This window comes from Sphingobacterium sp. ML3W (assembly GCF_029542085.1).
GTDB lineage: Bacteria > Bacteroidota > Bacteroidia > Sphingobacteriales > Sphingobacteriaceae > Sphingobacterium.
The window spans coordinates 4,147,968-4,174,431 of sequence record NZ_CP107036.1 but is presented as its reverse complement, the minus strand read 5'-3'; the positions used below and the strand labels follow the sequence as shown (position 1 = coordinate 4,174,431).

Here is a 26,464-nt window from a genome sequence, read left to right as displayed (position 1 = left end):
AATAACAACTGAAAAAACATGAAAAATTCAGAAATTTTAGAATTATCTAATGAGGACCTAGCAGCTCGTCTAGTCGAGGAGAAAACGGCCCTTACAAAATTGAAATTTGCACATGCTGTTTCAGCTATTGAGAACCCTAACGTGATCAAAGCAGCACGCAGAGCTATCGCCCGTATTAGTACAGAGATCAGTGCACGCAAAGCTGCAGCTAAGAATGAAACAGCCTCTGAGGCGTAAAATTAAGTCGAAATGGAAAGAAATTTAAGAAAAACAAGAATCGGCTTAGTAGTTAGCAACAAAATGGACAAGTCTATCGTAGTAACTGTTGAACGTAAAGTAAAACACCCTATCTATGGTAAGTTCGTTAAAAAAACTACTAAATTCAAAGCTCATGACGAAACTAATACCTGCGGTATCGGCGATACGGTATTAATCATGGAAACTCGTCCGCTGAGTAAAACAAAAAACTGGAGATTAGTTGAAATTATAGAAAGAGCTAAATAACATGGTACAACAAGAATCAAGACTTAATGTAGCTGACAATAGCGGTGCTAAAGAAGTTTTAGTAATCCGTGTATTGGGCGGTACGCGTAAGCGTTATGCATCAATCGGAGATAAGATTGTTGTGACAGTGAAAAGCGCTATGCCTTCAGGAAACGTGAAAAAAGGTTCCGTTTCTAAAGCAGTAGTAGTTAGAACGAAAAAAGAAATCCGTCGTAAAGATGGTTCTTATATCCGTTTTGATGACAACGCCGCTGTATTATTAAATAATAATGATGAGCCACGTGGCTCACGTATCTTCGGCCCTGTTGCCAGAGAATTACGTGAGAAACAGTTCATGAAAATTGTATCACTAGCACCGGAGGTTTTATAATTATGGCAATCAAGAAAACAAAAACGACTACGCACAAAATCAAAATTAAAAAAGGTGATTTAGTGAAAGTTATCGCTGGTAACTCTAAAGGTGTTCAAGGAAAAGTATTGACTGTTTTAGTGGATAAAAATAGAGCTATCGTTGAAGGCGCTAACATCGTAAAAAAACACACTAAACCAAGTGCGGCTAATCCTAATGGTGGTATCATTGAGAAAGAAGCTGGTATTCACATCTCTAATTTAGCTGTTATCGATCCTAAAACAGGTGAAACTACCCGTGTAGGTCGTAAGTTAAATGCAGATGGTAAATTAGTTCGTTACGCTAAAAAATCAGGGGAGGAAATTAAATAATGACTTACGTACCAAGATTAAAAGTGAAATATGCGGAGGAAATCCGTAAAGCACTTCAAGAAAAATTTCAGTATAAAAGTATTATGCAGGTTCCTAAACTTGAGAAAATCGTTGTTTCACAAGGCGTAGGAGCTGCAACAGCTGACAAAAAATTAATCGATAACGCTATCGCTGAATTGACTTTGATTACAGGTCAACAAGCTGTTGCTACAAAATCGAAAAAAGATATTTCAAACTTTAAATTACGTAAAGGTATGCCTGTAGGGGCACGTGTTACTTTACGTGACAACAACATGTTTGAATTCTTGGATCGTTTGGTAGCAGTATCGCTTCCACGTATTCGTGACTTCCGCGGTATCAACGATAAAGGTTTTGACGGACGTGGTAACTATAACTTAGGTATCACTGAACAAATCATTTTCCCTGAGATCAACATTGATAAAATCAACAAGATCCAAGGTATGGATATCACTTTCGTGACTTCTGCTCAAAATGATGTTGAAGCTTTAGAATTGTTGAAACAGTTCGGTTTACCATTTAAAAATCAAAATACTAATAACAATGGCTAAGGAAGGATTAAAAGCACGCGAAGTAAAACGCGCTAAATTGGTAGCTAAATATGCGGCGAAACGTGCAGAATTAAAAGCTGCTGGCGATTACGTTGCATTAGATAAATTACCTAAAAATGCTTCTCCAGTACGTTTACACAACCGTTGTAAATTGACTGGCCGTCCTAAAGGATACATGCGTCAATTCGGTATCTCTCGTGTAACTTTCCGTGAGATGGCTTTAGATGGCAAGATCCCAGGGGTGAAAAAAGCTTCTTGGTAATTTAAAAAAAATACTTAATTTTGCCCGGGCAATTCTACTAGGGATTGCCGGGGTTTTTGCATTTTAAAATTGTTTAACAGATAGAAGGTCCCATACCAATGGTTGGGAGGGAAACCGCTGTCACAAATTTTCATATATAATGACTACAGATCCAATTGCGGATTACCTTACACGAGTAAGGAATGCCATCAAGGCCAACCACAGGGTTGTTGAAATTCCTGCATCGAACCTTAAAAAAGAAATCACTAAAGTTCTTTTTGATAAAGGTTACATTGCTAATTACAAATTCGATGAGAATGGCGTACAGGGTACGATCAAAATCGCATTGAAATATAATCCAATTAGCAAAATTCCGGCTATTCGTACGTTGACACGTGTGAGTAAACCTGGTTTAAGAAAGTATGCAAGCGTTGATACTATGCCTCGTGTTTTGAATGGTTTAGGTATTGCTATCTTGTCAACATCTAAAGGTGTAATGACAGATAAAGAAGCTAGACTTCAAAATGTTGGTGGTGAAGTTTTATGTTACGTTTATTAATCTAGGTAAAAACACAAAGAAATGTCAAGAATTGGAAAAGCGCCTATCGCTATCCCTGCTGGGGTAACTGTTACTATTTCGGACAAAAACTTAGTTTCAGTAAAAGGTCCTAAAGGCGAATTAACACAACAAGTTGACCGTGACATCACTATTGCTCAAGAAGAAGGCAATATCGTCGTGACGCGTCCAACTGATCAAAAGAAACACAAAGCATTACACGGTCTATACCGTTCCCTGTTGAACAACATGGTTCAAGGTGTGACTGAAGGTTACAAAACTACTCAAGAGTTAGTCGGTGTAGGTTACCGTGCTACAAGTACTGGTAATGTATTAGAGTTAACTTTAGGTTTCTCTCACCAGATTGTTTTTGTATTGCCAAATGAAGTTAAAGTATCAACTACTGCTGAAAAAGGTAAAAACCCTACAATCACTTTAGAATGTGCTGACAAACAATTGATCGGTCAGATCGCGGCTAAAATCCGTGGCTTCCGTAAACCAGAACCTTACAAAGGAAAAGGTATCAAGTTTGAAGGTGAAGTGTTGAGAAGAAAAGCAGGTAAATCAGCTAAAAAATAATAATCATGGCAGGACAAAAAGCATCTCGTAGAGAGAGAATCAAAAAAGGAATCAGAAAAAACCTTGCTGGAACGTCTGAACGTCCACGTTTATCGGTTTTTAGAAGCAACAAAGGTATCTATGCGCAAATCATTGATGACAATGCAGGTAAAACATTAGTTGCCGCATCTAGCTTGTCAAAAGAATTTGTTGCATCTGGTAACAAAGTTGATCAATCTAAAGCTGTAGGTAAATTGGTTGCTGAAAAAGCAGTAGCAGCAGGTATTAATAAAGTAGTTTTTGACCGTAATGGGTACTTATACCATGGCCGTATCAAATCTTTGGCTGAAGGTGCTCGCGAAGGCGGTTTAGACTTTTAATCATAGAAAGAAATGGCATTAAGCAATATAAAAAGAGTAAAATCAAGCGAAATTGAATTAAAAGATCGCTTAGTAAGTATCCAACGTGTAGCTAAAGTTACTAAAGGTGGTCGTACTTTCAGCTTCTCTGCAATTGTTGTAGTAGGTGATGAAAACGGTATCGTTGGTTACGGTTTAGGTAAAGCGAAAGAGGTAACTGAAGCTATCACTAAAGGTATCGACGACGCAAAGAAAAATTTAGTGAAAGTTCCTGTAATCAAAGGTACTGTTCCTCACGCACAATATGGTAAATATTCTGGTGGTTCAGTTTTGATTAAACCAGCTGTAGGTGGTACAGGAGTTTTGGCAGGTGGTGCAATGCGTGCAGTATTGGAGTCTGCTGGTATCAAAGACGTATTGGCTAAATCATTAGGTTCTTCTAACCCACACAACGTGGTAAAAGCAACTGTAACTGCTTTAGCAAACATGCGTGATGCATATACAGTGGCACAACACCGCGGTGTCGATTTGAATAAAGTATTTAACGGTTAATTATCATGGCAAAAATCAAAATCACCCAGATAAAGAGCGTTATCGACAGAAGCGAGCGCCAAAAGAAAACTATTGAGGCATTAGGTTTGAAAAGAATCAACCACTCAGTAGAAGTTGAAGCTACTCCATCAATCATTGGAATGGTACGTAAAGTAAACCATTTAGTAGCTATCGAAACTATTTAATATTAGCATATGGAAAGGGTCTTTGGGCTCTTTCCATTACTTGTTATTAATAATAATTATTTTTTAATCGCTAGTACCTGTTTAGTGAGAGCGAAGGGCTAGCACAATTTAGTTTAAAAATGAACTTAAGTAATTTAAAACCTGCAAAAGGTGCAGTAAAAGGTAGCAAACGTATCGGTCGTGGTACTGGTTCTGGTCGTGGTGGTACTTCTACACGTGGTCACAAAGGTGCTGGTTCTCGTTCAGGTCACTCTACGAAAATCGGTTTCGAAGGTGGTCAAATGCCTTTGCAACGTCGTGTACCTAAATTTGGTTTCAAAAACATCAACCGCGTTGAGTACAATGGTGTCAACTTGGATACTTTACAAGCGTTGATCGAGAAATTCAATTTGACAGCTGTAGATTTCGATGCATTGAAAGCTCATGGATTAGTGTCTAAAAATGACAAGGTAAAAATCTTGGGTCGCGGTGAATTGAAAGCTAAAGTTGAAGTAACAGCGCACGCGTTTACTGCTTCTGCTCAAAAAGCTATCGAAGCTGCAGGCGGTTCTATCGTTAAAATTTAATAAATGAAGAAACTAATCACAACCTTAACCAATATTTGGAAAATCGATGATTTACGTACGCGTATTCTAAATACCTTACTTTTTCTTTTGATTTACCGTATTGGATGTCACGTGGTATTACCAGGTGTAAATCCTCATGCTTTGGCTTCTGGTCAAAAAGAGGGTTTATTGGGCCTATTGGATATGTTTGCGGGGGGCTCGTTCTCTCGTTCGGCTATCTTTGCGTTAGGGGTAATGCCATATATCTCGGCATCCATTGTTGTTCAATTGTTGGGCATCGCGGTTCCTTACTTCCAAAAGATGCAGAAAGAAGGGGAAAGTGGTCGTCAAAAAATGAATCAAATTACTCGCTATTTAACATTAGGGATTACTTTGCTTCAGGCTTTTGCTTATGTACGTACTCAGATCGAGCCAAGTGCTAAGACAATCGCTGACCCATTGTTCACGATTCTGACTGCCATAGTTTTGACAGGCGGTACTTTATTTGTGATGTGGTTAGGGGAAAAAATTACTGATAAAGGTATCGGTAATGGTATTTCTTTGATCATCATGACTGGTATTATCGCTCAATTGCCAAGTGGTATCACTGCGGAATGGGTTTCTAGAATGGCGAAAGGTGGTGGTGGTCCAATTCCATTGTTGCTTGAATTTGTGGCTTTGTTCTTCGTTGTGATCTTTACGATCTTGATCGTACAAGGTGTTCGTAAGATCCCTGTACAATACGCGAAGAAAATTGTCGGAAACAAGCAAGTCGGTGGAGTACGTCAGTATATACCGTTAAAGGTAAATGCTGCAGGTGTAATGCCGATCATTTTTGCACAGGCAATTATGTTTGTGCCGATGAGTTTAGGACAGTTCTTCCCAAATCTTCAGTCGGAATTTTTGACTTCGTTGAGTAACTATACTTCTGTAGCGTACAACGTGACTTTTGCGGTGTTAATTATCGCATTTACGTTCTTCTATACAGCGATCATGGTCAACCCACAACAAATGTCAGATGACATGAAGAAAAACGGAGGTTTTGTTCCAGGTATTAAACCGGGATTGGAAACTAGTAATTTTATAGACCGCGTAATATCAAATATTACATTCCCAGGTGCAATTTTCTTAGCGATCATTGCTATTCTACCTGCTATTGCAAGTTTGTTTGGTATTAATAATCAATTTGCACACTTCTATGGAGGTACGTCATTATTGATTTTAGTAGGTGTGGTGTTGGATACTTTGCAACAGATCGAATCTCATTTATTGATGCGTCATTATGATGGATTGATGAAAACAGGTCGTATTAAAGGTCGTTCGGCCGCGTCTGTTGAGGGAATGGATCATTCGGCAATTTAATTTCTTTAGATGTCTAAAGTATTTTATAAGTCAGCAGATGATATAGAGCAATTGCGGAAGTCAGCAGATGTGCTTTCGCAATTGCTTGGTGAAATCGCAAAAGTGATTAAACCTGGGGTAAAAACTATATCTCTTGATAAATTAGCTTATGAGTATATTCATGATAACGGCGGAACGCCTGCGTTCTTAAATTATCACGGATTTCCATACTCTTTGTGTATCTCTGTCAACGATCAGATTGTACACGGTTTTCCGAGCGATTATGAAATTAAAGATGGTGATCTTGTTTCGGTCGATGGGGGTGTTAATTTGAACGGTTTTATCAGTGATTCAGCCTACACTTTTGGTGTTGGTGAAATTTCTGAGGAAGCGCAATTGTTGTTGGATGTAACAAAGGAATCATTGTACAAAGGTGTTGAACAGGCTGTGGCCGGTAAACGTGTTGGGGATATTTCCTCTGCAGTTCAAGAGTACGTGAGCAAGTTCGGTTTCGGAATTGTACGCGAATTGGTCGGACATGGAGTTGGGTATCATTTACATGAAAAGCCAGAAGTTCCGAATTACGGAAAACGTGGCGCGGGTCCAAAATTGGAAGAAGGTTTGGTTATTTGTATCGAGCCGATGATCAATGCGGGGCGCGCAGGTGTTCGTTTTTGGGATGATGGTTGGACTGTAAGTACAGTAGATGGGAAGTTATCGGCGCACTTCGAACAGATGGTTGCAATCCGAAAAGGTGAACCAGATGTGTTGCTGACATTCGAACATGTAGAGAAAGTTTTGAACAAAAAGTAGTTGGTTTTCAATTATTTTTATTTATCTTTGCACTCCTGTTCGCAGGCTTTTAAATTAAATTTAATCGAGAATATATGGCTAAACAAGCCTCAATAGAACAAGACGGTATAATTAGAGAGGCACTTTCTAATGCTATGTTTAGGGTAGAATTGGAAAATGGACATGAAATCATTGCCCATATTTCTGGTAAAATGCGTATGCACTATATCAAAATTTTACCTGGGGATAAAGTTAAATTGGAAATGTCTCCGTATGATTTGACTAAGGGAAGGATCACTTACCGCTATAAATAGTCGTAAGCCTTTTAATTAGCACAAGCTTTTGAAAAAATAAATATCATGAAAGTAAGAGCATCAATAAAAAAACGTAGCGCGGACTGTAAGATCATCCGTCGTAAAGGTAAAGTTTTTGTAATCAACAAAAAGAACCCTAAGTTTAAACAACGTCAGGGTTAATTCATTAAAAAAATAATAGCTTAATATTATATGGCAAGGATAGCAGGTATTGATTTACCTAAAAACAAAAGAGGTGTGATCGGCCTTACCTATATTTTTGGTATCGGTCGTACAAGAGCTGAATATATCTTGGAAAAAGCTGGTATCAGCGAAGATGTGAAGGTACAAGAGTGGAATGATGAACAATTGGCAGCAATTCGTAGCATCATCAACGATGAATTGAAAGTAGAAGGTGCATTGCGTTCAGAAGTTCAATTAAACATCAAACGTTTAATGGATATCGGTTGTTACCGTGGATTGCGTCACCGTAAACACTTACCAGTTCGTGGTCAACGTACTAAAAACAACTCACGTACTCGTAAAGGTAAACGTAAGACAGTTGCAAACAAGAAAAAAGCTACTAAATAATAAATAAGAAATGGCTAAAACTAAAAAAGCTGCAAAAAAGCGTATCGTTGTTATTGAACCTGTAGGTCAGGCTCACATTAACGCAACGTTTAACAATATCATTGTAACTTTGACTAACAATCAAGGACAAACTATTTCTTGGTCTAGTGCTGGTAAAATGGGTTTCCGTGGTTCTAAAAAGAACACTCCATATGCTGCTGGTCAAGCTGCACAAGATTGTGGAAAAGTTGCTCATGATTTGGGTTTACGCAAAGTTGAAGTGTTTGTTAAAGGACCTGGTGCAGGTCGTGAATCTGCAATCAGAACATTACAAACTGTAGGAATCGATGTGACTACTATCAAAGATATCACTCCACTTCCTCACAACGGTTGTCGTCCTCCAAAACGCAGAAGAGTTTAATTAATTTAAAGATAAGATTCATTGGCTATAGGCTGATAGATACTTTAATTGTAAAAAAAAATGGCTAGATATACAGGACCTAAGTCCAAAATTGCCCGTAAATTTAGAGAGCCGATCTTCGGCCCAGATAAAGCGTTAGAAAAGAAAAATTACCCTCCTGGACAACACGGAGCTTCTAAACGCAGAGGTAAACAATCTGAATACGCTATTCAGTTGTTAGAAAAACAAAAAGCAAAATACACTTACGGTGTATTGGAGCGTCAGTTTGCAAATTTATTTGTTAAAGCTGCCTCTAAACAAGGTATTACAGGTGAGATCTTCTTGAAATTACTAGAAGCTCGCTTGGACAATGTAGTTTACCGTTTAGGTATTGCTACTTCTCGTGCCGCTGCTCGTCAGTTGGTATCTCACAAACACATTACTGTTAACGGAAGTGTTGTTAACATTCCATCATATAGCTTGCGTCCAGGTGACGTTGTAGCAGTTCGTGAACGTTCTCAAACTCTTGAAGCCATCACAAATTCAGTTGCAGGTCGTACTGTAAACAAATTTTCTTGGTTAGAGTGGAATGCGAAAGAATTGACAGGTACTTTCTTAAGCTATCCAGAAAGATCTGATATTCCTGAAAACATTAAAGAGAACTTAATCGTTGAGTTATACTCTAAATAATAAATAAAATAGAAGTATGCATAGTCCATTTTTGGGGTATGCATCTTTCTATTGTATTACAATTATTATTACAAATAAAACATTAAAAGAAAATAAATGGCAATTTTAGCATTTCAAAGACCGGATAAAGTTATCATGCAAAAATCTACGGATTTTGATGGTACGTTTGAATTTCGTCCATTGGAGCCTGGTTTTGGTGTAACCATTGGTAATGCTTTGCGCCGTATTCTATTGTCCTCGTTAGAAGGATATGCAATTACGTCGATAAGGTTTTCTGGCGTTTCGCACGAATTTTCAACGATCAAAGGTGTTGTTGAAGACGTAACTGAAATTATCTTGAACTTGAAACAAATCCGTTTCAAAAAAACAGGTGAGATTGGCGACAACGAAAAGGTATTTGTAGTAATCAATGGTCAAGAACAATTCTTAGCTGGTGATATCACAAAATTCTCTAATAACTTTACTGTCTTAAATCCAGACTTAGTAATCTGTAATATGGATAACGCAGTGACAATTGAATTGGAATTGAGTATTGCTAAAGGTCGTGGATATGTAAATGCAGATGAGAATAAAGTGACTGATGCTCCAGTAGGTGTTATCGCTATCGATTCGATCTTTACTCCGATCAAGAATGTTAAATATACCATTGAGAATTACCGTGTAGAACAAAAAACTGACTATGAGAAATTGTTGTTAGATATCTCTACAGATGGCTCAATTCACCCCGAAGAAGCTTTAAAAGAGGCTGCTAAGATCTTAATTCAACACTTTATCTTATTCTCTGATGAGAATATGCTTCTTGAGTCTCAAACGAAGGAAGAAACTAAAGTAGTAGATGAAGAAATCTTGCATATGCGTAAGATTTTGAAAACAGAATTAGTAGACCTTGACCTTTCAGTGCGTGCATTGAATTGTTTGAAAGCTGCTGATATTCGCACATTAGCTGAGTTGGTAACTTACGACGTAGCTGACATGTTGAAATTCAGAAACTTCGGTAAAAAATCGTTAAGCGAAATCCAAGAATTGGTTAAATCTAAGGGTTTATCATTCGGAATGAACTTAGCAAAATATAAATTAGACGAAGAATAATAATTTATTAAGCGACCACTATATGTAATTCCTCTTGAAGCTGATTGCTGAAAAAGATGGGCATCCGCCTCTGAAAATTTTAGCAATTTGGGTAAAACAAGAACGGTATATATAGTATAATAAAATCAAAATGAGACACGGAAAAAAAGTAAATCACTTAGGCCGTACGGATAGCCATAGAAAAGCAATGTTGGCTAACATGGCAACATCATTAATCCTACACAAACGTATTACAACTACTTTGGCTAAAGCTAAAGCATTGCGTACATATGTTGAGCCTTTGATTACTAAATCTAAAAACGACACAACACACTCTCGTCGTACAGTATTCGCTTATTTGAAAGATAAAGACGCAGTTTCTATCTTGTTCCGCGAAATTTCTGAAAAAGTAGCTAACCGTCCAGGTGGTTACACTCGTATCATCAAAATGGAAAACCGTTTAGGTGATAACGCAGAAATGGCTTTCATCGAGCTAGTTGATTACAACGAAATCTACGGTAAAAAAGCTGCTGCTGCTGATAAAAAAGCTACTCGTCGTCGTGGTGGTGCTAAAAAAGCTGCTGCTCCTGCTGAAACCGACGCTCCTGCGGAAGTAAAAGCTGAAGTAGAAGGTGAAGAAAAAGTTGACGGAGAATAATATTGTTCCCGTTATCATAGAAAAAGTCCTCTTTTTAAGGGGACTTTTTTTATTTTATAACCATTCCTACCGTTATAACTGATATATTTGTAATGCTAAAATCTGATAGCTTTTTCTATTACAAGCTATTTCGTTTATCAATCTATAATTCATTAAGATGAAACCATTTGATGTTTATCCCATTAATCCCATTAACATAGTTAAAGCTAATGGATCTACGGTGTGGGATGCCGAAGGAAATGCTTATTTGGACTTGTATGGTGGTCATGCCGTGATATCGATCGGACACACGCATCCACGCTATGTGCAACGTATTACGGAACAGTTGAATCGTATCGGATTCTATTCCAATTCTGTTGAAATTCCAATTCAGCGTGAACTTGCGCGATTGCTTGGCGAAGTATCTGGTAAGGTTGATTACGACTTATTCCTCTGTAATTCTGGCGCTGAAGCGAATGAAAACGCATTGAAGCTTGCTTCCTTTTACAATAAAAGAAAAAAGGTGATTGCATTCTCTAAATCTTTCCACGGTAGAACGTCGTTGTCGGTAGCTGCTACGGACAACCCTAGTATTGTTGCGCCTATTAACGAAACAGAGAACGTTGTTTTTCTTCCTTTCAATGATGAGGATGCACTAAAAGAAGCATTTTCAGCTTACGGTGGGGAAATATCTTCTGTTATTATCGAAAGTATTCAAGGTGTCGGTGGAATTAGGGAAGCATCCGTTGCTTTTCTTCAATTGATCCGCTCACTTTGTGACCAATATAATGCAGTATTTATTGCTGATGAGGTGCAATGTGGCTATGGTCGGACAGGCTCTTTCTATGCACAGGATTATTCTGGAGTAGATGCGGATATTTACACGATGGCGAAGGGAATGGGAAATGGTTTTCCTATCGGTGCAATCAGTATCTCTCCTAAGTTTAAAGCTTCCCACGGTAGTTTGGGGACAACCTTTGGCGGCAACCATCTGGCCTGTGCAGCAGCTTTGGCTGTTTTGGAGGTCATCCAACAAGATCGGTTGATGGAGAATGCGAAGGCTGTAGGACAGTATCTCATTGACGAACTAAAGAAAATAGAAGAGATTGTAGAAGTGAGGGGTAGAGGATTAATGATCGGCATTGAACTTCCAGCATCTTTGGCACATGTAAAGAAAGATCTTTTGTTAAAGAATCGTATTTTTACCGGGGAGGCTAAACCGAATGTTATTCGATTACTTCCAGCATTGAATATTACCAAAGAACATGCTGATCAATTTTTGTTGGCATTAAAAGAACATATAAAAGCGGTTGTAGTCGCTTAAAAGATAATAGATGAAATAATCATGATGGGCCTCGCGATATCACGAAAGGTCAATTTGAATTGTTCCATCAGCATAAATAAACAAAGCGGGTAGCACAGTGGGTTGTGCCATAGAAAATACCCCCATAAATGATTTATATAGATGAAAAAGTTTTTCTCTGTAAAAGACGTATCTAGTGTAGCAGACGTTGTCCATGAGGCGTTAGCTCTAAAAGCGGCACCTTATGATAATCAAGATCTTGGTAAACATAAGACCTTGGGTCTTGTGTTTTTGAACCCTAGCTTGCGTACTCGTCTGAGTACCCAAAAAGCAGCAATGAACTTGGGGATGAATGTGATGGTCATGAACATGGACAAGGATGGTTGGGCATTAGAAACACAGGATGGTGTCGTGATGAATGGCAGTACTGTTGAGCATATCCGCGAAGCAGCAGCGGTCATGGGCGAATATTGCGATATACTCGGATTACGATCTTTTCCGAAGCTAAAGGACCGAGAAGAGGACTACAGCGAGGATCTATTCAATAAATTTATTAAATATTGTGGTGTCCCTGTTGTTTCTTTGGAAAGTGCCACACGTCATCCATTACAGAGTTTGACGGATATCATTACCATTACCGAGCATAAGAATACGGCGAAACCAAAGGTTGTATTGGCTTGGGCTCCGCATGTGAAAGCTTTACCACAAGCTGTGCCGAATTCTTTTGCAGAGTGGATGTGTAAGGCACAGGAAGAGGGGCTTGTAGAGTTTACGATTGCACAACCTATGGGGTATGAACTGAGCAAGGATTTTACGAATGGAGCTACGATTTCAACGAATTTAAATGAAAGCCTGAAAGACGCTGATTTTGTTTATGTGAAAAACTGGTCATCCTATCAGGAATATGGTGAGGTATATACAGTAGATGAGGATTGGATGATGGACAATGAAAAACTGTCTTTGACAAATGATGCGAAGGTCATGCATTGTTTGCCTGTAAGACGGGATCTGGAGTTGTCATCTGAAATCTTGGATGGACCGAACTCGTTGGTTATTAAAGAGGCAAGTAATCGTGTCTGGGCAGCTCAGGTTGTTTTAAAACGAATGCTGGAAGATCTAGTCTAAGACCGATCTTTTGATTATTGAGAAACTATTTTTATTTGGGAAAAGTTGCGTAATGGCTAATAGTGTATTAAATATTATAAAAATTGGCGGAAATATTATCGATGATGAGAGTCTGTTGGATTCTTTTTTAGAGAAATTTTCTGCATTGTCTGGGAAGAAGATCCTAGTGCATGGCGGTGGTAAAATTGCAACACGTTTGGCAAGCGAGCTTGGTGTACAAGCTCAAATGGTTGAAGGCCGTAGAGTGACGGACGAAGATATGCTTCGTATAGTCACGATGGTATATGCTGGATTAACAAATAAAACCATCGTTGCCAAATTACAAAAATTAAAATGTGATGCTGTAGGTTTAACAGGTGCTGATGGCGATGTGATAAAGGCTATAAAACGCCCTGTCAAGGATATTGACTATGGTTTTGTAGGAGATTTATTGCATGATTCTGTGAATACACTGGCGATAAAAAAATTCCTGGAAGCAGGTTTTATTCCTGTGTTCTCTGCCATCACTCATAATGGTTTAGGACAGCTGCTTAACACCAATGCAGATACCATTGCCTCATCGTTAGCTGTCTCTCTGGCGTCTTTATATGAAACATCATTGGTGTATTGTTTCGAGAAGAATGGTGTATTACGCGATGTGACAGATGAAAATTCGGTTATACCAACGATTAAATCCGAAGAATTTGAATATCTCAAAGAATCGGGAATTGTCAATGATGGTATGATTCCGAAACTACAAAATGCATTTAATGCAATAAATAAAGGTGTTCAAGAGGTATATATTGGTCATGCAAATAATTTGCACTTGTTCCAACAAGGGCAGTTTGGTACCTGCTTGACATTAAAGTAATCATGTAATCTAATCTAAACCCAACTATGAAAAAGGTCACTATTATCGGAAGTGGCAATATCGGTCTATCCTTGGCAAAAGGGCTTGTAAAAAGTGAATTTGCCAATGCTGCTGATATTACATTGACCCGGAGAAATCTGAATGCTTTGGCTGAAGAGGCAAGCCAGGGATTCTCGGTTAGTAATGATAATAAAGCTGCTGTTAAAAGCGCTGATATTATTGTCTTCGCCATATTACCACAGCAGTTAAAAAAGGTATTGGTTGAGGTTGCTCCCGAGATAGATAAGAAAAACCAGATTTTTGTATCCATAGTATCTGGTGTTTCATGTGCTGACCTAAAAGCGGTGTTGGGTGAGGATGCAACTGTAATACGTGCTATGCCGAATACGGCAATCGCGATTGCTCAATCGATGACTTGTATTGCTAGCGATAATGCTTCGGATGATAGTCTTGCTGAGGTAGAGAAGATGTTTGAGACCGTTGGATCTGTTGTTGTGATTAATGAAGATCTAATGACTTCGGCAACTGCCTTATGTGCCTGTGGAATTGCCTTTTTCCTACGTGCTATCCGAGCCGCGTCACAAGGTGGAGTCGAAATAGGTTTCCATGCACATGATGCCTTGAAAATGGCCGTTCAAACAGCTAAAGGCGCTGCCGATTTATTGTTACATACGAATGCTCATCCAGAAGGTGAGATTGATAAAGTTACTTCGCCGAAAGGATGTACTATTGCCGGATTGAATGAGATGGAACATAATGGTTTTAGTTCTGCATTTATCAAGGGAATAAAATTGTCTGCGGATAAAGCAGGAGGACTGTACCATGAAGGATAAAGATAGCTTATTTCAGAATAGTCTAGCTTTATTGAAAAAACTGATCACTGTATCTTCCCTAAGCCGTGAAGAAATGGTGACAGCTGACCTGATTGAAGCCTTCTTCAAAGAAAGGAATATTGAGACCTTCAGGAAAGGAAACAACGTTTGGGTATACAATGTACATTACGAATCAAATAAACCAACGATCCTGCTTAATTCACACCATGACACGGTGAAGGCTAACCCAGGTTATACCCGTGATCCATTGGCTCCTACGGAAGAGGAGGGGAAGCTCTATGGCTTGGGTAGTAATGACGCAGGAGGATGTTTGGTGTCACTGATTGCCACTTTCCTGTATTTTTACGAAGAGAAGGGTTTAAAATATAATTTTTGTCTGGCAGCGAGTGCCGAAGAGGAAATCTCAGGCAGAAATGGTATTGAATCTGTCTTGGAAGATATTGGAACGATTGATTTTGCAATCGTTGGCGAACCAACATTGATGGATCTTGCCGTAGCAGAAAAAGGGCTGATGGTATTGGACTGTAATGCAATGGGGATAGCAGGCCACGCCGCTCGTAACGAAGGTGATAATGCTATTTATAAAGCAATTAAGGATATTCAATGGTTTAAGGATTATGCTTTTGAAAAGACATCAGTGACCTTGGGGCCGATCAAAATGTCAGTGACGATGATTCAAGCGGGGTCGCAACACAATGTTGTGCCGGCCAACTGTAGTTTTGTTGTCGATGTAAGGACAACTGATGCTTATACCAATGAAGAAACCTTAGCGATAATCAAATCCCATGTATCTTCAGAAGTTTCGGCTCGTTCTACTCGTTTGAAATCTTCTTCTATTCCGGAAGAACACCCAATTGTCCAAGCGGGAATAACACTTGGACGGAAACTATATGGATCTCCGACGATGAGTGATCAAGCGCTTATTCCAGTGCCTTCTTTAAAGTTGGGGCCTGGAGACAGTGCAAGATCGCATATGGCGGATGAATTTATCTATATTGATGAAATTAGGGAAGGAATTGATTTGTATATAGCGATGCTACAAAAGATAGTATAAAAAAAGCTTCCAACTGTTGGAAGCTTTTTTTATACTAGACTAAGCTGATCTGACGCTTAATACTTTCTTCAAGGGAGATAATCGTTTCCGTACGCTGGATCCCAGGTACCGATTGGATATCTTCGTTTAATACTTTTCTGAGGTGGACAGTGTCCCTACAGATAATTTTTGCAAAAATACTGTATTGGCCGGTACAATAATGTAGCTCAACCACTTCTTTGATTTCTTTCAACTTATCTACCGCATCTGCATATTGTGAACCTTTTTCTAGATAGATACCGAGAAAGGCAGTGATGTCAAATCCAACTTTTTGAGGATTGATAATAAGATTTGAACCTCTGATGATACCTAATTCTTCCATCTTCTTCATTCTAACGTGGATGGTACCACCTGATACGATTAGCTTTTTCGCTATTTCTGTATAAGGAATAGAAGCATCATTCATTAGAATAGACAGGATTTGGATATCCAAATTGTCTAGATCATAGTTTGCATATTGATTTTCCATTAACAATGGGTTTTGTGTTTCATTCATTGGTCATACATCAAAATCTGACCAATAGCTAAAATAATTAAATTTATTTCAAAATTACTAAGAATTTTCGGTTTATAGATGTAAATTTAATAAAAAATACTTATTGATATTGATAATGTTATATGTTTTTGATTGAAAGTGCTTATAATTGTTTTAGAGGTGATTTTATTGTAAGGTTATCGGATTGTTTCGTTATCTTGTTATTAAAGTCAGGAAGATGATAAAGATGTAGGATAAAGATCAAAAACAAAAGACAAGTAAGTAAGCAGCAGATATGTTAAACCAAAGTCTCCATACGCTTATCTAATATCTCAAGACTAGAATACAGATGGAAGAAGTTCAAGATGTAAAGATTTCGAGGAAGAAGCCGATCTTTGAAGTAGGGGAAGGGCTACATAAATATCTTAAGCTATATCAACGGGATGAAAAGCTGCCCATTGGTTATAAGGATCTATTGAATTTTACAGAGACCGTACCGGTCATGGACAAATTTGGTAATGATACATTCTGGGAAACACCACTGTATCCTCAATATCTGATTGACCAACTATATGACGGGCTAAAGGTCATCTATGCAAAGCTTAAAGCTTCCGGTAACACACGTATTGTACAGCACAAATATATAGACCGTGTTGAGTACTGTGGTTTTGGTAATACAAGACCATTTCGGATTCGTATCGTAAACCGATTGAATGACGTTTATGATTATTTTTATATCAAACAGGCGGATGCATCACGGATCTACGGGTTGGAACTAGAGGAAATACTATCTCCAAATCAGGTCAATTATATGGTGGATCAGGATACACTTGTTGAAGAACATATCGTTGGCATCCCGGGTGATATTTTTTCGCAAACCAGGATGTTTACACCAGATTACAATTTGACACGTATTTCTAAGGAATTCGTCAAGTTTAATGAACGTTGTATTATCACGCTGCTGGGAGATATGCGCGCCTATAATTTTGTTATGCAGATTACACCTGATTTTGATGACTTTCAGTTTAGGATCAGAGCAATTGATTTTGATCAACAATTTTATGAGGGAAATCCCAAGGTATATATGCCGCAATTTTTTAAAGAGAACTATCCATATGTCAAGCTTGCGATGGAACATCTAACTGAAAAAACGGTATTGCAATATCAACAGGAAGAGCGGTCCTCGATTGTACATAGGGTACGAAGTGAGCGGCACCGGATCGCTGATCTTCGCGACGCTTCGCAAACTCAGATCCTTTCAACACCGGAAAATATTAAACAACTGCGCGAAGGCTACGCAGAGTTTTACCAAAATAATTCTTATTTGAAGTGCAAGACAATGACTGATATCGTCGAGTTAAACGTGAAGAATGTGATTCGACAGGTACAGATGTAGTTATTTGATTCGGTCTTTGTTGTCTTTGATAAAAGAGGACCAACCTGAATAAGATTTGCCGCTGCCTGAGGTACTATTTTTTTGAAATGAATGACAAACCGCAATTGCCAGCCCATCTGTTGCATCTAGAAATTGAGGTGTCTCTTCGAATTTTAAGAGATTTTTGAGCATGGCAGAAACCTGTTCTTTCGTGGCATTTCCATTCCCCGTAACTGATTGCTTTATTTTTCTGGGTGAATATTCAAAGATGGGAATATCCTGTGCCAGTGCTGCTGCCATAGCAACACCCTGTGCCCGACCTAGTTTGAGCATCACTTGAATGTTTTTGCCATAGAAAGGTGATTCCAGCGCAACACAGTCTGGATTATATTCTTGCATTAATGCAGAGGTCTTTTTGAAGATGCGCTGTAATTTTAGGGCATGATCGTCGAGATGCCCCATTTTGATGACACCCATTGAAATAAGGGAGATTGTATTACCAACTTCTTTAATAATTCCGTATCCAAGCACTACTGTCCCGGGATCGATCCCTAAAATGATTCTTTCTTTCGCCTTTTCCTTCTGCATGTACAATATTACAAATTTTGCTTTTTATAAGTGGATTGCTGTACACAAAACTTAATCATTTGGCTAAAATTTAGTAACATTGCTCTCTAATTATCAAAAGTTGACTGGGAGACAAAAAAAATACATCAGTTTTTTATTGAAGATACTGGTTTTTGCACTTGCAACATGGTACATTATTACCAAGGTATCTGATAAGAGCAATATCGATAAGTTTAAGACACTAATCACAGGATTAGAGCAACATTCTGTTGTCTTGACATTGATCTTGATTGTTGTTTTAATGCTTGTAAACTGGCTTCTGGAGGTTGTTAAATGGCGCTATCTTGCATCCAAACTGGAGCATATATCCTTCTGGAAGGCATTTCAATCTGTTTTTTGTGGACTTACATGGGCGATTTTTACCCCGAATAGAATTGGCGAATATGGGGGGCGGGTGTTGTTCCTGAAACCGCAGAATAGGGCTAAAGGTGCTGTTGCGATGGGGGTAGGGTTGTTTGCTCAATTGGTATTGACAAGTGTTGCAGGCTCATTGAGCATAGCTTGGTTTATCTGTAAGTTTTTATCCACGCCTTTATCCGTTCAATTTGGTGTCTGGTTGCTCGCTATTATTTATGCCGCCGGATTCGTCATCTTGTATTTTAATGTGAGATGGGTGGATATGCTTGTAGGTCGAATTAAGTTTTTGGCGAAAATCAAACCTTTTTTTGAGGTACTGGAGCATTATTCCGCACGTGAGCTGAGCATCGTTTTGGTAAACTCACTGGCAAGGTTTATTATTTTTACTTCGCAGTATATTATTTTGATGAAGCTGACCTTACCTGAGCTGCCACTTCTCTCCATGGTTTTGATGATCTTTATCCTCTTTTTTGTTCAGGCAGCTTTGCCGACATTGGATATTTTCGATTTTAGTGTACGTAGCTTTGTGGCAAGTAATCTTTATAGCTATATTACAACACAAGAAATTGCGGTGATGGCAATTGTATCGTGTATTTGGTTTGTCAATTTGATTCTCCCTGCGATATTTGGTTCTATTTTTGTTTTTAAGATTAATTTTTTCGGTGATACAAATTCTTAGCTATTTATTGATCAGTTTTGCCTGCGTGTATGCTATTTTAGTGTTGTGGATGCGTAAAGGCTGGGCCACGATTCAAGCGCCCACAGGTCTCTTACCTTCTACCAAGACTGTATCAGTTATTATCGCTGCACGGAATGAAGAATTGAATATCCGGAGAACGATAGAATCAATATTGAACCAAAATTTTCCGAGTGAACTTCTTGAACTTATTATTATTGATGATCATTCGGATGACAACACTTCCACCATTGTAAAAGAATATGCCGAGCAAGGCGTGAAATTGATTCAGTTAAATGAGAATGGTCGAATGAATTCCTATAAGAAGCTGGCGATTTCAAGGGCAATTGACTGTTGCAAGGGGGAGATTGTCATTACTACGGATGCAGACTGTAGGATGGGGGCAAATTGGCTTGCGACAGTGATCGGAACATTTGAAAAGGAAGATGCTTATTTATTGTCTTCTCCAGTCGTATACTCGGAGGAAAAGAGCTTTTTTGAGCGATTGCAGACCTTGGAATTTCTGTATCTCATAGGTCTTGGTGCTGCAGGTATAGGTAATAGAAAGCCTACGACCTGTAATGGTGCAAATTTGGCCTACCGAAAAGATATATTCAAGCAAATGGGCGGTTTTAAGGGTATCGACGAACTAGCCTCTGGGGATGACGAGTTATTTTTGCATAAAGTGGCGGAGAAGCACCCTGAACGAATTGCTTTCTGTAAATCGGAGGAAGCGATCGTGTATACAGATGCTAAGCCCGATCTTAGGTCATTTATTAGCCAACGAAGACGTTGGGCATCTAAGAGTACCAAGTATAAAAATAAGGGAGTTATTGCTTTAGGGATCGCTATTTGGCTGTTTAATGTGCTATTATTGGCCGGAGCCATTCTTTCAGTTGCAGGTATTAAAACACTTGCTTGGGTGGTCCTTTTCGCATTGCTACTTAAAATGATAGTCGAATTGGTGTTTATCCAGCCTTTAACCAATTTTGCAAAACGGACTAATCTGCTTTGGTATCTTCCTATATTGAGTCTCGCCCATATTCTGTATTTAGCTTATATTGGAATATTGGGGAATATTGGAAAGTATGATTGGAAGGGTAGACAAGTCAAATAATTCTACTTTATTTTTCAACTTTCTGCTTAATAGTCTCTTCGGCTAGTTTTACAATTTCCTCAATATCTTTATCCTTTGTATCCAGTGGATCAAGCACCTCCCATGTCATATGCAGAAAAGGAGTTAGCGGATACATACCATATTGTACCATTTCGTATGATCCTTTGATTGCAATCGGGACGACCAATGCATTAGGGTTTTTCTTTAATAATGTTGCAATACCACCAACATGAAAAGCTTTCATCTTACCTGTTTTTGATCGAGTTCCTTCTGGAAAGATAAAAGCAGACCAATTCTTTGTATTCATATTGTTGGCAAGTTTGAGAATCTCAGCTATCGATTGTTTGGCGTCATTACGATCGATATTGGCTGCGCCACCATGTTTTAGATTGAACGAAATACTTGGTATACCACTGGCCAGCTCAATTTTTGAGATAAATTTTCCATGAAATCTTCGCAGAAAATAGATAAGCGGTGGAATGTCAAAGGTACTTTGATGATTGGCAACAAATATAATGGGCTGTCCTAATGGGATGGATTTGTTGTCGATAAAAGTGACCCTATTGAATAATGTATAGTAAGATGCAACGAGGCATGCATTTAAGATGTCAACACTTTTTTTGTGTGCATTATAGCCACCGAATTTCAAGCATAGCCATTGGATGGGGTGGAATATAATCAAGGATAAGCCAAAACAGAACCAAAATATAATAGATAGAATATAGCCTAAAAACTTTTTCATTTGCTTTTTTTATTGTTTACAAATATATCATTAAGCAATGATTTTGAAAAATATTGATAATATTGTATTTGATTTTAACATTATTAATATTAAATTTAATAATATCAATAGTATTATTGTTAAATGAAAAAGATACCTGTAAATTGTCCATGTTGTGATGCGAAGTTGAAAGTCTCCAAGCTGGTCTGCGATTCCTGCGACACTGAAGTTGTTGGTAAGTTTACTTTACCCTTACTGATGCAGTTGACAATCGAGGAGCAAGAGTTTGTCCTCAATTTCTTAAAGTATTCAGGTAGTTTAAAAGAAATGGCTAACCAGATGGGTAAATCGTACCCAACTGTTCGTAATATTCTGGATGATCTGATTCATAAATTAAATTCGCTTGCCGATGAAAATTAAACATTTATTTTTAAATCCGTTTGCGGATTTTTCAGAACGGACATTGTTTCTCGTGGGTATCATCGGTTTCTTGTTATCCAGTTACCTTGTTTATTTATCAGGTCAGCAGTTCAATGGTTTTATGCACTTCTATAAGCCTGAGGTAACCGTTTCCTTTATTGCGGTGTTAAAAGTCCATGCCTATATGGTTTTGGCTCCTTTAATTCTACTGTATATTGCGGGGGGTATTGCCAATAATAAGACAAGAATTATCGACGTGTTGAATGTTATCTTGATTGCTCCATTTCCACTTTATTTAGTGTTGTTTTTGAGCAGGTTAATCAATCAGGACAAGTTTACCAGTGAGATAGATCAAGCGTTAAAAAATGGTGACCATACCTTGTCGAGTATAGACAAGGGGCAGATGGTACTATTTGGTTTATTTGGGATCTTTGTGTTATTTCTCTTGTTTTATCAGTTCTATTTATTGGTAAAAGGAATGAATATCGCTGTTAACAATAAAAAGATTTGGGTAAGCATTTTGTTTGTGGCATTATATTTTATGCTTGATTTGGGTATACAGTTTTATTTTTAACGGACAGAAAACTATGAAGAAAATTCTCTACTTATTTTTGATCTTTTTGCATTTTTCATGTGCTGATGCGCAAACCTTTGATGGTTCGTGGAAGGGGGAGGTGAATGTGTCAGGACAGAAACTACTTTTGGTATTCAACCTGAAGAAGGATAGTGATGCGAATTGGGTGGGGACCTTTGAAAGCCCAATGCAGACCTCATTGAAGTTTCCAGTTAATACAATAAAAACCCATAAGGATTCGATCTCAATGGATGTCAAAGCAATTGGGTTATCATATACGGGCTATCTGGATCGGGATAAAGATGTGATGAAGGGTGTCATGAAACAGGGAAATTTCGAGTCTGCGATGATATTGGTGCGTAGTGAGAACGAGCAAAGCGGGCTTTCACGCAAGCAAGATGTCTTTCCTCCATATGATTATATTGAACAGGACGTTTCTTTTCAAAATGCAAAAGGCAATGCTTCTCTGGCAGGTACCCTGACTTATCCAAAAGGTGGAGGATCTTTTCCGGCTGTCATTTTGGTCAATGGGAGTGGACAGCAAAATAGAGATTCGGAAGTTTTTGGCCATAGACCATTTAAGGTATTAGCGGATCATCTCAACAAAAATGGCTTTGCTGTTTTACGTTATGATGACCGCGGTATTGGCGGTTCGAAAGGTGAGGTTAACTTGGCGACAACAATTGATTTTGCATCGGATGCAAATGCGGCCGTGGATTTTCTAAGCAAACAGCAAATGGTCAAAACTGATAAAATTGGTATCATTGGCCATAGTGAAGGTGCTCTGATAGCAGAAATAGTTGCTGCTGAAAACGATAAGGTCGATTATATTGCTTTGTTGTCTGGACCAGTCCTCAAAGGTGACTCCTTATTGATCTTGCAAAGCTATGCTTTGGGGAAAGTGGCTGGACTATCTGAGCCTGCGTTGGAGGCAAATAAGCTCAATAACAGAAGGCTATATGACATTCTGCTAAGGGACGAGCCACCAAAGGTTTTGGCAGAATCATTGGAAAAAGAACTTATCCGTCAAAACAATGGAAGTGCATTAACATCTGATATGAAAGTTAAATTGAGCCCGATGTTGATCCCATGGTTCAAAACTTTCCTACGTATTGATCCTGCATATTATCTGAAACAAGTAAAAGTACCTGTTTTTGCTTCTTTTGGAGGTAAGGATATTCAGGTTCCTGCAAATGAGAATATATATGCACTTCAACGCCTGCACTTGAACACGATAGATGTTACCATTAAAGACTATCCAAATTTGAATCATCTGTTTCAAAATGCGCAAACAGGAAAAATTGAGGAATATTTTGAAAATCCGGAAAGTTTCAATGAGCAATTGATGGATGATCTGACCAAATGGCTTAAATTGAAAACAAAGTAATCGAATCTCGATGCTCGTGGCTATGAAGACCTCAAAAAAAAAAACGACCAAAATTCTTAAAGAATTTGGTCGTTTTTTTTTGATTTAATGAAGTTTCAAAATTTTATTTGAGTCATTTGCAAAATCGACTTTTGATATAGCCCTTTCATATATGAATATTTTGATGCTAATCGTAGACTGCTATCTGGTCACTATTTGTTATGGTGTTGTATTGGCAACAGGTAGGATTTTGCCGTTAAAGTATTTGTGCCCATTCTGCGCAAACTCCGCAATATATCTGCCCATTTCAAAAGCTAATGTACCTGCCTCCATACCTGGAAAAGCGGCTTCAAACATTTCAGTTTGTGATGATCCTAGGGCCAGGCAGTTGACTTTGATTCCTCTTTCCTTAAATTCTTCAGCCAGACATTCCGTTAAAATTGCCAATGCACCTTTACTGGTAGAATAGGCGGATAGACCTGGAAACTTCATCGAGCCTTGAAATCCACCCATACTACTGATGTTGACAATATGTGAACCTTCATGCATGAATGGAACGATATGCTGAATCATATTAACATGTCCTATCACATTTGTCTGGAGCATTTCTGCAAAATCCTGTCCACTAGTTTCCATAAAAGGTTTATTCACTAATGCTCCAGCATTGTTGATCAGGATATCAACGGTATCGAATTTCGATTGAATAAAAGGGACCAATGTTGCGTAGTCGTCATAAACGATATCAAATTGAGCGGGGAAGAGTGCTCCTCCATCATGATTGAGCTGACTTGCAATTTCATGAAGTTTTCTCAATTTGTCTGCTGATCGGGCCAATGCGATAACCTTGTTGTCCTTTTTTGAGGTCAAATCAAGTGCCGCTTCAAACCCAACTCCGCTACTTGCTCCTGTGATAATAATATTCGCCATGTTTATTCTTCTAATTTTTGACTTTGCTCGACTTCCTCTACAGAAGGGAGTTTATCCTCTCCGATTGCTTTGGGATTGAAGATAAAATAAATTCCTGAAAGAGCGACCATCGCTGAGATAATATAAAATAACAATGTGATCAATACAGCATTGTGTGAATCTACGTGAAAAATGCCTGCTCCCCACATGATAACAAGTTCGCGCATACCCAATCCGCCTACAGAAAAAGGAATAATAGATACTAATGAAGATGCTAGAAATAGAAATAAGTAAGGTGAAAACTTTCCATTAAACCCTAGCGCGTAAAGAATCAAAATTGCAGCGATTACTTGCATAGACTGTACACCTATTGCTTTTAAATGTGCCTTTAAAAAGGTAGCCTTGTACTCTTTGAAAAATTTTGTGACAATAAAATAGTAAAGGATACTACCCAATATGAATAATATGATCGTCAGGTAATTTGGTATGCCCAGTTGTGGCATATAGGTAATTAAAGCCGCAATAATTAAGCATAAGGCCCATAAGCCACTTAGTCTATCTAGAAATAATGCCGTAAATAATTTCCTGCCTTTAATACTGAACCTTTTCCGGAGGAAGAAGATCTTGTAGCCATCTCCACCTACTCCACCGGGTAGAATCAGGTTATAGAATAGCCCCAATTGATAGAGTTTTAAATTGTATTTTTCAGATACATCTAAGCCAATAGCCCTTAAAAAGGTCAGTAAGCGCGAAGAGGATATAAATATCGATATACTATAAGCTAATAAGGCTAAAAATAAATAGATGGGATTTGAATTAATTACAGCTTCTTTGAGATCTTTGAGTGAAACTTTACTGAAAACCCAATACAAGGCTCCTACAGTAACGACAATCTTTAATACGTTTTTTAGAATCTTTAAACCTTTTTTTTTGTCCATAGAAGTTTATTTTTCCAATCTTAATCAATTATAATAGCGATTTTGGAAAATTCAAAGTTAGGAACTTTGTCGAATTGTGCAATTGAACCTAGGCAATAGTTGGGTAAATTCTTGAATACAATAATATCAGGTATAAAATACCGAATATAGTCGCAAGAGAAAATAGCCAATTTAGGTCAATTCTATTATATTTGTGCTTAAGCACAGCAATCATTAATCCGACGATAAAGCAAAATAATAAAATAGGGGCAATGAAAGCAACCTTATTTGTGAAAGCGAGGCTTATTTGGCTTAATTTTGCTTTGGCTTCCTGTCCTAAAAACAGCGGATAGGCAGCGAATGCCAAGAGGATAATAAATAACCTTAAAAGAGTTTTTGCTATTATTTTGCTTATGGTATGATTTTTGGCTGTTACCTTCATGATCTGTGGATTAATTTACCCCAAAAATACAATTTGAAATTAAAATTTATACATATGAATCGATTCGTTTTATCATTAGCAACTGTTTTTGCTACGGTGACCTTGTTCTCTTGTGGTGCACAAAAGCAAGGTACATCATCTGGAAATCCTGGTAATGGTTCTTCCAATACAAGTGCAGCTTCGGGACCTAGCGCTTCAGAGTGGAAATCTGCGGTGAAAGGAACTTGGACACTAAATTCAATCGATAGAGAAAATTTGCCTTCGACTTTCACTATTAAAAGTGTTTTTGAAGAAGCTCCGGCGGAGTGTTTTGTCGGTAGTAATTGGAACTTTATTGGAAATGGAAAGGGATCAATCACTTTCAATGCGCAAGGTACTTTATGTGCTCCAGGTGCATCACGTGAGATTTTTTGGTCTATCTATAATCCTGGAAAAGGTTTAGGTGAACCACAATTCCAATTTAAAAAGATCTATGCAGGAGACAAAGCTAAAAACGTAACGACAGGTTACCGTTTGGATCTATCTTATTCTGATGGTAATAAATTAGTCATGAAAATGCCGTTGACAGTTGCCAATGGTGAAGCATATTTAGTGTTTAATTTCTCGCGTGTAAACTAAGGTCAAACGAGAAAAAAAGAATAACGAGAAGCTATAGGAATTCCTATGGCTTTTTTTGTTGAAAATTTAATACTTTTACAGTCCGAAAC

The 26,464-nt window shown here is 38.2% G+C and carries 39 protein-coding genes; 33 read left to right on the top strand and 6 right to left on the bottom strand.

What is annotated here, in order from left to right:
• The first annotated feature begins 18 nt into the window (after positions 1–18).
• The 26 genes from rpmC to OGI71_RS17605 all read left to right on the top strand — a co-directional run bounded on the left by rpmC (position 19) and on the right by OGI71_RS17605 (position 15,745).
• On the top strand, positions 19–237 hold the full coding sequence (gene rpmC, locus OGI71_RS17730; protein WP_108636200.1) for a 50S ribosomal protein L29: 219 nt from the start codon (positions 19–21) through the stop codon (positions 235–237).
• 12 nt (positions 238–249) lie between these two features.
• Complete coding sequence (rpsQ, locus tag OGI71_RS17725; protein WP_153844936.1) at positions 250–504, top strand: 30S ribosomal protein S17; 255 nt, start codon at positions 250–252, stop codon at positions 502–504.
• Position 505: 1 nt separating this feature from the next.
• On the top strand, positions 506–874 hold the full coding sequence (gene rplN, locus OGI71_RS17720; RefSeq protein ID WP_223584515.1) for a 50S ribosomal protein L14: 369 nt from the start codon (positions 506–508) through the stop codon (positions 872–874).
• A 38-nt stretch (positions 875–912) separates the two neighbouring features.
• Positions 913–1,224, top strand: a complete 312-nt coding sequence (rplX, locus tag OGI71_RS17715; RefSeq protein WP_172392456.1) for a 50S ribosomal protein L24 — start codon at positions 913–915, stop codon at positions 1,222–1,224.
• Positions 1,224–1,793, top strand: coding sequence for a 50S ribosomal protein L5 (gene rplE, locus OGI71_RS17710; protein ID WP_046674875.1), 570 nt, complete (start codon positions 1,224–1,226; stop codon positions 1,791–1,793). The genes rplX and rplE overlap by 1 nt, the downstream gene beginning before the upstream one ends.
• Entirely contained in the window at positions 1,786–2,055 is a 270-nt protein-coding gene (gene rpsN / locus OGI71_RS17705; RefSeq protein ID WP_028071569.1) for a 30S ribosomal protein S14, read from the top strand. Before rplE ends, rpsN begins: the two co-directional genes overlap by 8 nt.
• Positions 2,056–2,191: 136 nt before the next feature.
• Complete coding sequence (gene rpsH, locus OGI71_RS17700; RefSeq protein WP_223584601.1) at positions 2,192–2,593, top strand: 30S ribosomal protein S8; 402 nt, start codon at positions 2,192–2,194, stop codon at positions 2,591–2,593.
• Between the two features lie 21 nt (positions 2,594–2,614).
• A complete protein-coding gene (rplF, locus tag OGI71_RS17695; protein WP_120261733.1) occupies positions 2,615–3,169 on the top strand; it encodes a 50S ribosomal protein L6 in 555 nt (184 codons plus the stop codon).
• A gap of 5 nt (positions 3,170–3,174) precedes the next feature.
• Positions 3,175–3,528 carry a 50S ribosomal protein L18 gene (rplR, locus tag OGI71_RS17690; protein WP_088160091.1) on the top strand — a complete coding sequence of 118 codons (354 nt, stop codon included), beginning with the start codon at positions 3,175–3,177 and terminating at the stop codon, positions 3,526–3,528.
• A gap of 12 nt (positions 3,529–3,540) precedes the next feature.
• Entirely contained in the window at positions 3,541–4,059 is a 519-nt protein-coding gene (rpsE, locus tag OGI71_RS17685) for a 30S ribosomal protein S5 (protein WP_104385209.1), read from the top strand.
• 5 nt (positions 4,060–4,064) lie between these two features.
• A complete protein-coding gene (gene rpmD / locus OGI71_RS17680; RefSeq protein WP_046674880.1) occupies positions 4,065–4,244 on the top strand; it encodes a 50S ribosomal protein L30 in 180 nt (59 codons plus the stop codon).
• 119 nt (positions 4,245–4,363) lie between these two features.
• Positions 4,364–4,810 carry a 50S ribosomal protein L15 gene (gene rplO, locus OGI71_RS17675; protein ID WP_120261731.1) on the top strand — a complete coding sequence of 149 codons (447 nt, stop codon included), beginning with the start codon at positions 4,364–4,366 and terminating at the stop codon, positions 4,808–4,810.
• 3 nt (positions 4,811–4,813) lie between these two features.
• Positions 4,814–6,151, top strand: a complete 1,338-nt coding sequence (secY, locus tag OGI71_RS17670; protein ID WP_046674882.1) for a preprotein translocase subunit SecY — start codon at positions 4,814–4,816, stop codon at positions 6,149–6,151.
• A gap of 9 nt (positions 6,152–6,160) precedes the next feature.
• Positions 6,161–6,943: a type I methionyl aminopeptidase gene (gene map, locus OGI71_RS17665; RefSeq protein ID WP_104385207.1), complete on the top strand. Its 783-nt coding sequence runs from the start codon at positions 6,161–6,163 to the stop codon at positions 6,941–6,943.
• Between the two features lie 74 nt (positions 6,944–7,017).
• On the top strand, positions 7,018–7,236 hold the full coding sequence (gene infA / locus OGI71_RS17660) for a translation initiation factor IF-1 (RefSeq protein ID WP_002997456.1): 219 nt from the start codon (positions 7,018–7,020) through the stop codon (positions 7,234–7,236).
• 45 nt (positions 7,237–7,281) lie between these two features.
• The gene (gene ykgO, locus OGI71_RS17655; RefSeq protein ID WP_013665024.1) at positions 7,282–7,398 is read left to right on the top strand and encodes a type B 50S ribosomal protein L36; all 117 of its coding nucleotides are present in this window, start codon (positions 7,282–7,284) and stop codon (positions 7,396–7,398) included.
• 30 nt (positions 7,399–7,428) lie between these two features.
• Positions 7,429–7,806, top strand: a complete 378-nt coding sequence (gene rpsM / locus OGI71_RS17650) for a 30S ribosomal protein S13 (RefSeq protein WP_120261730.1) — start codon at positions 7,429–7,431, stop codon at positions 7,804–7,806.
• Between the two features lie 10 nt (positions 7,807–7,816).
• Positions 7,817–8,206, top strand: coding sequence for a 30S ribosomal protein S11 (rpsK, locus tag OGI71_RS17645; RefSeq protein ID WP_046674885.1), 390 nt, complete (start codon positions 7,817–7,819; stop codon positions 8,204–8,206).
• A gap of 60 nt (positions 8,207–8,266) precedes the next feature.
• Positions 8,267–8,875 carry a 30S ribosomal protein S4 gene (gene rpsD / locus OGI71_RS17640; protein ID WP_223584518.1) on the top strand — a complete coding sequence of 203 codons (609 nt, stop codon included), beginning with the start codon at positions 8,267–8,269 and terminating at the stop codon, positions 8,873–8,875.
• 96 nt (positions 8,876–8,971) lie between these two features.
• Positions 8,972–9,964, top strand: a complete 993-nt coding sequence (locus tag OGI71_RS17635; protein ID WP_077438111.1) for a DNA-directed RNA polymerase subunit alpha — start codon at positions 8,972–8,974, stop codon at positions 9,962–9,964.
• Positions 9,965–10,094: 130 nt separating this feature from the next.
• Positions 10,095–10,601 (top strand): 50S ribosomal protein L17, encoded by a 507-nt coding sequence (rplQ, locus tag OGI71_RS17630; RefSeq protein ID WP_259186903.1) that lies wholly within the window; start codon positions 10,095–10,097, stop codon positions 10,599–10,601.
• A 157-nt stretch (positions 10,602–10,758) separates the two neighbouring features.
• Positions 10,759–11,904, top strand: coding sequence for an aminotransferase class III-fold pyridoxal phosphate-dependent enzyme (locus OGI71_RS17625; protein WP_282250622.1), 1,146 nt, complete (start codon positions 10,759–10,761; stop codon positions 11,902–11,904).
• 141 nt (positions 11,905–12,045) lie between these two features.
• Positions 12,046–13,008 carry an acetylornithine carbamoyltransferase gene (locus tag OGI71_RS17620; protein ID WP_282250620.1) on the top strand — a complete coding sequence of 321 codons (963 nt, stop codon included), beginning with the start codon at positions 12,046–12,048 and terminating at the stop codon, positions 13,006–13,008.
• Between the two features lie 52 nt (positions 13,009–13,060).
• Positions 13,061–13,858, top strand: a complete 798-nt coding sequence (gene argB / locus OGI71_RS17615; protein WP_259186906.1) for an acetylglutamate kinase — start codon at positions 13,061–13,063, stop codon at positions 13,856–13,858.
• Between the two features lie 26 nt (positions 13,859–13,884).
• Positions 13,885–14,691, top strand: a complete 807-nt coding sequence (proC, locus tag OGI71_RS17610) for a pyrroline-5-carboxylate reductase (RefSeq protein WP_282250617.1) — start codon at positions 13,885–13,887, stop codon at positions 14,689–14,691.
• Positions 14,681–15,745 carry a M20 family metallo-hydrolase gene (locus tag OGI71_RS17605; protein ID WP_282250616.1) on the top strand — a complete coding sequence of 355 codons (1,065 nt, stop codon included), beginning with the start codon at positions 14,681–14,683 and terminating at the stop codon, positions 15,743–15,745. Before proC ends, OGI71_RS17605 begins: the two co-directional genes overlap by 11 nt.
• Before the next feature lie 34 nt (positions 15,746–15,779).
• On the opposite strand, the gene OGI71_RS17600 is transcribed toward OGI71_RS17605, so the two are convergent.
• Positions 15,780–16,253: an Lrp/AsnC ligand binding domain-containing protein gene (locus OGI71_RS17600; RefSeq protein WP_046674894.1), complete on the bottom strand. Its 474-nt coding sequence runs from the start codon at positions 16,251–16,253 to the stop codon at positions 15,780–15,782.
• A 355-nt stretch (positions 16,254–16,608) separates the two neighbouring features.
• Between OGI71_RS17600 and OGI71_RS17595 the strand changes: the two genes are divergently transcribed.
• A complete protein-coding gene (locus OGI71_RS17595; protein WP_120261722.1) occupies positions 16,609–17,655 on the top strand; it encodes a hypothetical protein in 1,047 nt (348 codons plus the stop codon).
• Here OGI71_RS17595 and ruvC read toward each other — a convergent pair whose 3' ends face one another.
• Positions 17,656–18,222, bottom strand: coding sequence for a crossover junction endodeoxyribonuclease RuvC (ruvC, locus tag OGI71_RS17590; protein WP_120261721.1), 567 nt, complete (start codon positions 18,220–18,222; stop codon positions 17,656–17,658).
• A gap of 100 nt (positions 18,223–18,322) precedes the next feature.
• Between ruvC and OGI71_RS17585 the strand changes: the two genes are divergently transcribed.
• Positions 18,323–19,297, top strand: a complete 975-nt coding sequence (locus OGI71_RS17585) for a lysylphosphatidylglycerol synthase domain-containing protein (protein ID WP_282250612.1) — start codon at positions 18,323–18,325, stop codon at positions 19,295–19,297.
• Positions 19,281–20,411, top strand: a complete 1,131-nt coding sequence (locus OGI71_RS17580; RefSeq protein ID WP_282250610.1) for a glycosyltransferase — start codon at positions 19,281–19,283, stop codon at positions 20,409–20,411. Before OGI71_RS17585 ends, OGI71_RS17580 begins: the two co-directional genes overlap by 17 nt.
• A 7-nt stretch (positions 20,412–20,418) precedes the next feature.
• Here the strand turns inward: OGI71_RS17580 and OGI71_RS17575 are convergent, their stop codons facing one another.
• On the bottom strand, positions 20,419–21,153 hold the full coding sequence (locus tag OGI71_RS17575) for a lysophospholipid acyltransferase family protein (protein ID WP_282250609.1): 735 nt from the start codon (positions 21,151–21,153) through the stop codon (positions 20,419–20,421).
• A 123-nt stretch (positions 21,154–21,276) separates the two neighbouring features.
• Here OGI71_RS17575 and OGI71_RS17570 point away from each other — a divergent pair, with 123 nt between their 5' ends.
• The 3 genes from OGI71_RS17570 to OGI71_RS17560 are packed head-to-tail and all read left to right on the top strand — an operon-like array spanning position 21,277 to position 23,513.
• Positions 21,277–21,552, top strand: coding sequence for a DUF2089 family protein (locus OGI71_RS17570; RefSeq protein WP_282250608.1), 276 nt, complete (start codon positions 21,277–21,279; stop codon positions 21,550–21,552).
• Positions 21,542–22,126, top strand: coding sequence for a YIP1 family protein (locus OGI71_RS17565; RefSeq protein WP_282250607.1), 585 nt, complete (start codon positions 21,542–21,544; stop codon positions 22,124–22,126). The genes OGI71_RS17570 and OGI71_RS17565 overlap by 11 nt, the downstream gene beginning before the upstream one ends.
• A gap of 13 nt (positions 22,127–22,139) precedes the next feature.
• Entirely contained in the window at positions 22,140–23,513 is a 1,374-nt protein-coding gene (locus OGI71_RS17560; protein ID WP_282250606.1) for an alpha/beta fold hydrolase, read from the top strand.
• Positions 23,514–23,711: 198 nt separating this feature from the next.
• Here the strand turns inward: OGI71_RS17560 and OGI71_RS17555 are convergent, their stop codons facing one another.
• The 3 genes from OGI71_RS17555 to OGI71_RS17545 all read right to left on the bottom strand — a co-directional run bounded on the left by OGI71_RS17555 (position 23,712) and on the right by OGI71_RS17545 (position 25,757).
• The gene (locus OGI71_RS17555; RefSeq protein WP_282250605.1) at positions 23,712–24,419 is read right to left on the bottom strand and encodes an SDR family oxidoreductase; all 708 of its coding nucleotides are present in this window, start codon (positions 24,417–24,419) and stop codon (positions 23,712–23,714) included.
• A 2-nt stretch (positions 24,420–24,421) separates the two neighbouring features.
• Complete coding sequence (locus OGI71_RS17550; RefSeq protein ID WP_282250604.1) at positions 24,422–25,336, bottom strand: lysylphosphatidylglycerol synthase transmembrane domain-containing protein; 915 nt, start codon at positions 25,334–25,336, stop codon at positions 24,422–24,424.
• An 88-nt stretch (positions 25,337–25,424) separates the two neighbouring features.
• A complete protein-coding gene (locus tag OGI71_RS17545; RefSeq protein WP_282250603.1) occupies positions 25,425–25,757 on the bottom strand; it encodes a hypothetical protein in 333 nt (110 codons plus the stop codon).
• A gap of 54 nt (positions 25,758–25,811) precedes the next feature.
• Between OGI71_RS17545 and OGI71_RS17540 the strand changes: the two genes are divergently transcribed.
• Positions 25,812–26,375, top strand: coding sequence for a lipocalin family protein (locus OGI71_RS17540; protein ID WP_077438303.1), 564 nt, complete (start codon positions 25,812–25,814; stop codon positions 26,373–26,375).
• Positions 26,376–26,464 lie beyond the last annotated feature (89 nt).

What these genes read in the sequence shown, in the direction of transcription:
- map (WP_104385207.1), top strand. Translation starts at nt 6,161, where the DNA reads ATGTCTAAAGTATTTTATAAGTCAGCAGATGATATAGAGCAATTGCGG.
- OGI71_RS17560 (WP_282250606.1), top strand. Translation starts at nt 22,140, where the DNA reads ATGAAGAAAATTCTCTACTTATTTTTGATCTTTTTGCATTTTTCATGT.
- OGI71_RS17575 (WP_282250609.1), bottom strand. Translation starts at nt 21,153, where the DNA reads ATGAAAAAGTTTTTAGGCTATATTCTATCTATTATATTTTGGTTCTGT.
- proC (WP_282250617.1), top strand. Translation starts at nt 13,885, where the DNA reads ATGAAAAAGGTCACTATTATCGGAAGTGGCAATATCGGTCTATCCTTG.
- OGI71_RS17550 (WP_282250604.1), bottom strand. Translation starts at nt 25,336, where the DNA reads ATGGACAAAAAAAAAGGTTTAAAGATTCTAAAAAACGTATTAAAGATT.
- infA (WP_002997456.1), top strand. Translation starts at nt 7,018, where the DNA reads ATGGCTAAACAAGCCTCAATAGAACAAGACGGTATAATTAGAGAGGCA.
- OGI71_RS17565 (WP_282250607.1), top strand. Translation starts at nt 21,542, where the DNA reads ATGAAAATTAAACATTTATTTTTAAATCCGTTTGCGGATTTTTCAGAA.
- rpsN (WP_028071569.1), top strand. Translation starts at nt 1,786, where the DNA reads ATGGCTAAGGAAGGATTAAAAGCACGCGAAGTAAAACGCGCTAAATTG.
- OGI71_RS17540 (WP_077438303.1), top strand. Translation starts at nt 25,812, where the DNA reads ATGAATCGATTCGTTTTATCATTAGCAACTGTTTTTGCTACGGTGACC.
- OGI71_RS17545 (WP_282250603.1), bottom strand. Translation starts at nt 25,757, where the DNA reads ATGAAGGTAACAGCCAAAAATCATACCATAAGCAAAATAATAGCAAAA.
- rpsM (WP_120261730.1), top strand. Translation starts at nt 7,429, where the DNA reads ATGGCAAGGATAGCAGGTATTGATTTACCTAAAAACAAAAGAGGTGTG.
- OGI71_RS17595 (WP_120261722.1), top strand. Translation starts at nt 16,609, where the DNA reads ATGGAAGAAGTTCAAGATGTAAAGATTTCGAGGAAGAAGCCGATCTTT.
- OGI71_RS17620 (WP_282250620.1), top strand. Translation starts at nt 12,046, where the DNA reads ATGAAAAAGTTTTTCTCTGTAAAAGACGTATCTAGTGTAGCAGACGTT.
- OGI71_RS17605 (WP_282250616.1), top strand. Translation starts at nt 14,681, where the DNA reads ATGAAGGATAAAGATAGCTTATTTCAGAATAGTCTAGCTTTATTGAAA.
- argB (WP_259186906.1), top strand. Translation starts at nt 13,061, where the DNA reads ATGGCTAATAGTGTATTAAATATTATAAAAATTGGCGGAAATATTATC.
- OGI71_RS17600 (WP_046674894.1), bottom strand. Translation starts at nt 16,253, where the DNA reads ATGGAAAATCAATATGCAAACTATGATCTAGACAATTTGGATATCCAA.
- rplQ (WP_259186903.1), top strand. Translation starts at nt 10,095, where the DNA reads ATGAGACACGGAAAAAAAGTAAATCACTTAGGCCGTACGGATAGCCAT.
- rpsQ (WP_153844936.1), top strand. Translation starts at nt 250, where the DNA reads ATGGAAAGAAATTTAAGAAAAACAAGAATCGGCTTAGTAGTTAGCAAC.
- OGI71_RS17570 (WP_282250608.1), top strand. Translation starts at nt 21,277, where the DNA reads ATGAAAAAGATACCTGTAAATTGTCCATGTTGTGATGCGAAGTTGAAA.
- rpsK (WP_046674885.1), top strand. Translation starts at nt 7,817, where the DNA reads ATGGCTAAAACTAAAAAAGCTGCAAAAAAGCGTATCGTTGTTATTGAA.
- ykgO (WP_013665024.1), top strand. Translation starts at nt 7,282, where the DNA reads ATGAAAGTAAGAGCATCAATAAAAAAACGTAGCGCGGACTGTAAGATC.
- rplO (WP_120261731.1), top strand. Translation starts at nt 4,364, where the DNA reads ATGAACTTAAGTAATTTAAAACCTGCAAAAGGTGCAGTAAAAGGTAGC.
- rpsD (WP_223584518.1), top strand. Translation starts at nt 8,267, where the DNA reads ATGGCTAGATATACAGGACCTAAGTCCAAAATTGCCCGTAAATTTAGA.
- rplN (WP_223584515.1), top strand. Translation starts at nt 506, where the DNA reads ATGGTACAACAAGAATCAAGACTTAATGTAGCTGACAATAGCGGTGCT.
- rpsE (WP_104385209.1), top strand. Translation starts at nt 3,541, where the DNA reads ATGGCATTAAGCAATATAAAAAGAGTAAAATCAAGCGAAATTGAATTA.
- rplR (WP_088160091.1), top strand. Translation starts at nt 3,175, where the DNA reads ATGGCAGGACAAAAAGCATCTCGTAGAGAGAGAATCAAAAAAGGAATC.
- ruvC (WP_120261721.1), bottom strand. Translation starts at nt 18,222, where the DNA reads ATGCAGAAGGAAAAGGCGAAAGAAAGAATCATTTTAGGGATCGATCCC.
- rpmD (WP_046674880.1), top strand. Translation starts at nt 4,065, where the DNA reads ATGGCAAAAATCAAAATCACCCAGATAAAGAGCGTTATCGACAGAAGC.
- rplF (WP_120261733.1), top strand. Translation starts at nt 2,615, where the DNA reads ATGTCAAGAATTGGAAAAGCGCCTATCGCTATCCCTGCTGGGGTAACT.
- OGI71_RS17635 (WP_077438111.1), top strand. Translation starts at nt 8,972, where the DNA reads ATGGCAATTTTAGCATTTCAAAGACCGGATAAAGTTATCATGCAAAAA.
- OGI71_RS17625 (WP_282250622.1), top strand. Translation starts at nt 10,759, where the DNA reads ATGAAACCATTTGATGTTTATCCCATTAATCCCATTAACATAGTTAAA.
- OGI71_RS17555 (WP_282250605.1), bottom strand. Translation starts at nt 24,419, where the DNA reads ATGGCGAATATTATTATCACAGGAGCAAGTAGCGGAGTTGGGTTTGAA.
- secY (WP_046674882.1), top strand. Translation starts at nt 4,814, where the DNA reads ATGAAGAAACTAATCACAACCTTAACCAATATTTGGAAAATCGATGAT.
- rplE (WP_046674875.1), top strand. Translation starts at nt 1,224, where the DNA reads ATGACTTACGTACCAAGATTAAAAGTGAAATATGCGGAGGAAATCCGT.
- rpmC (WP_108636200.1), top strand. Translation starts at nt 19, where the DNA reads ATGAAAAATTCAGAAATTTTAGAATTATCTAATGAGGACCTAGCAGCT.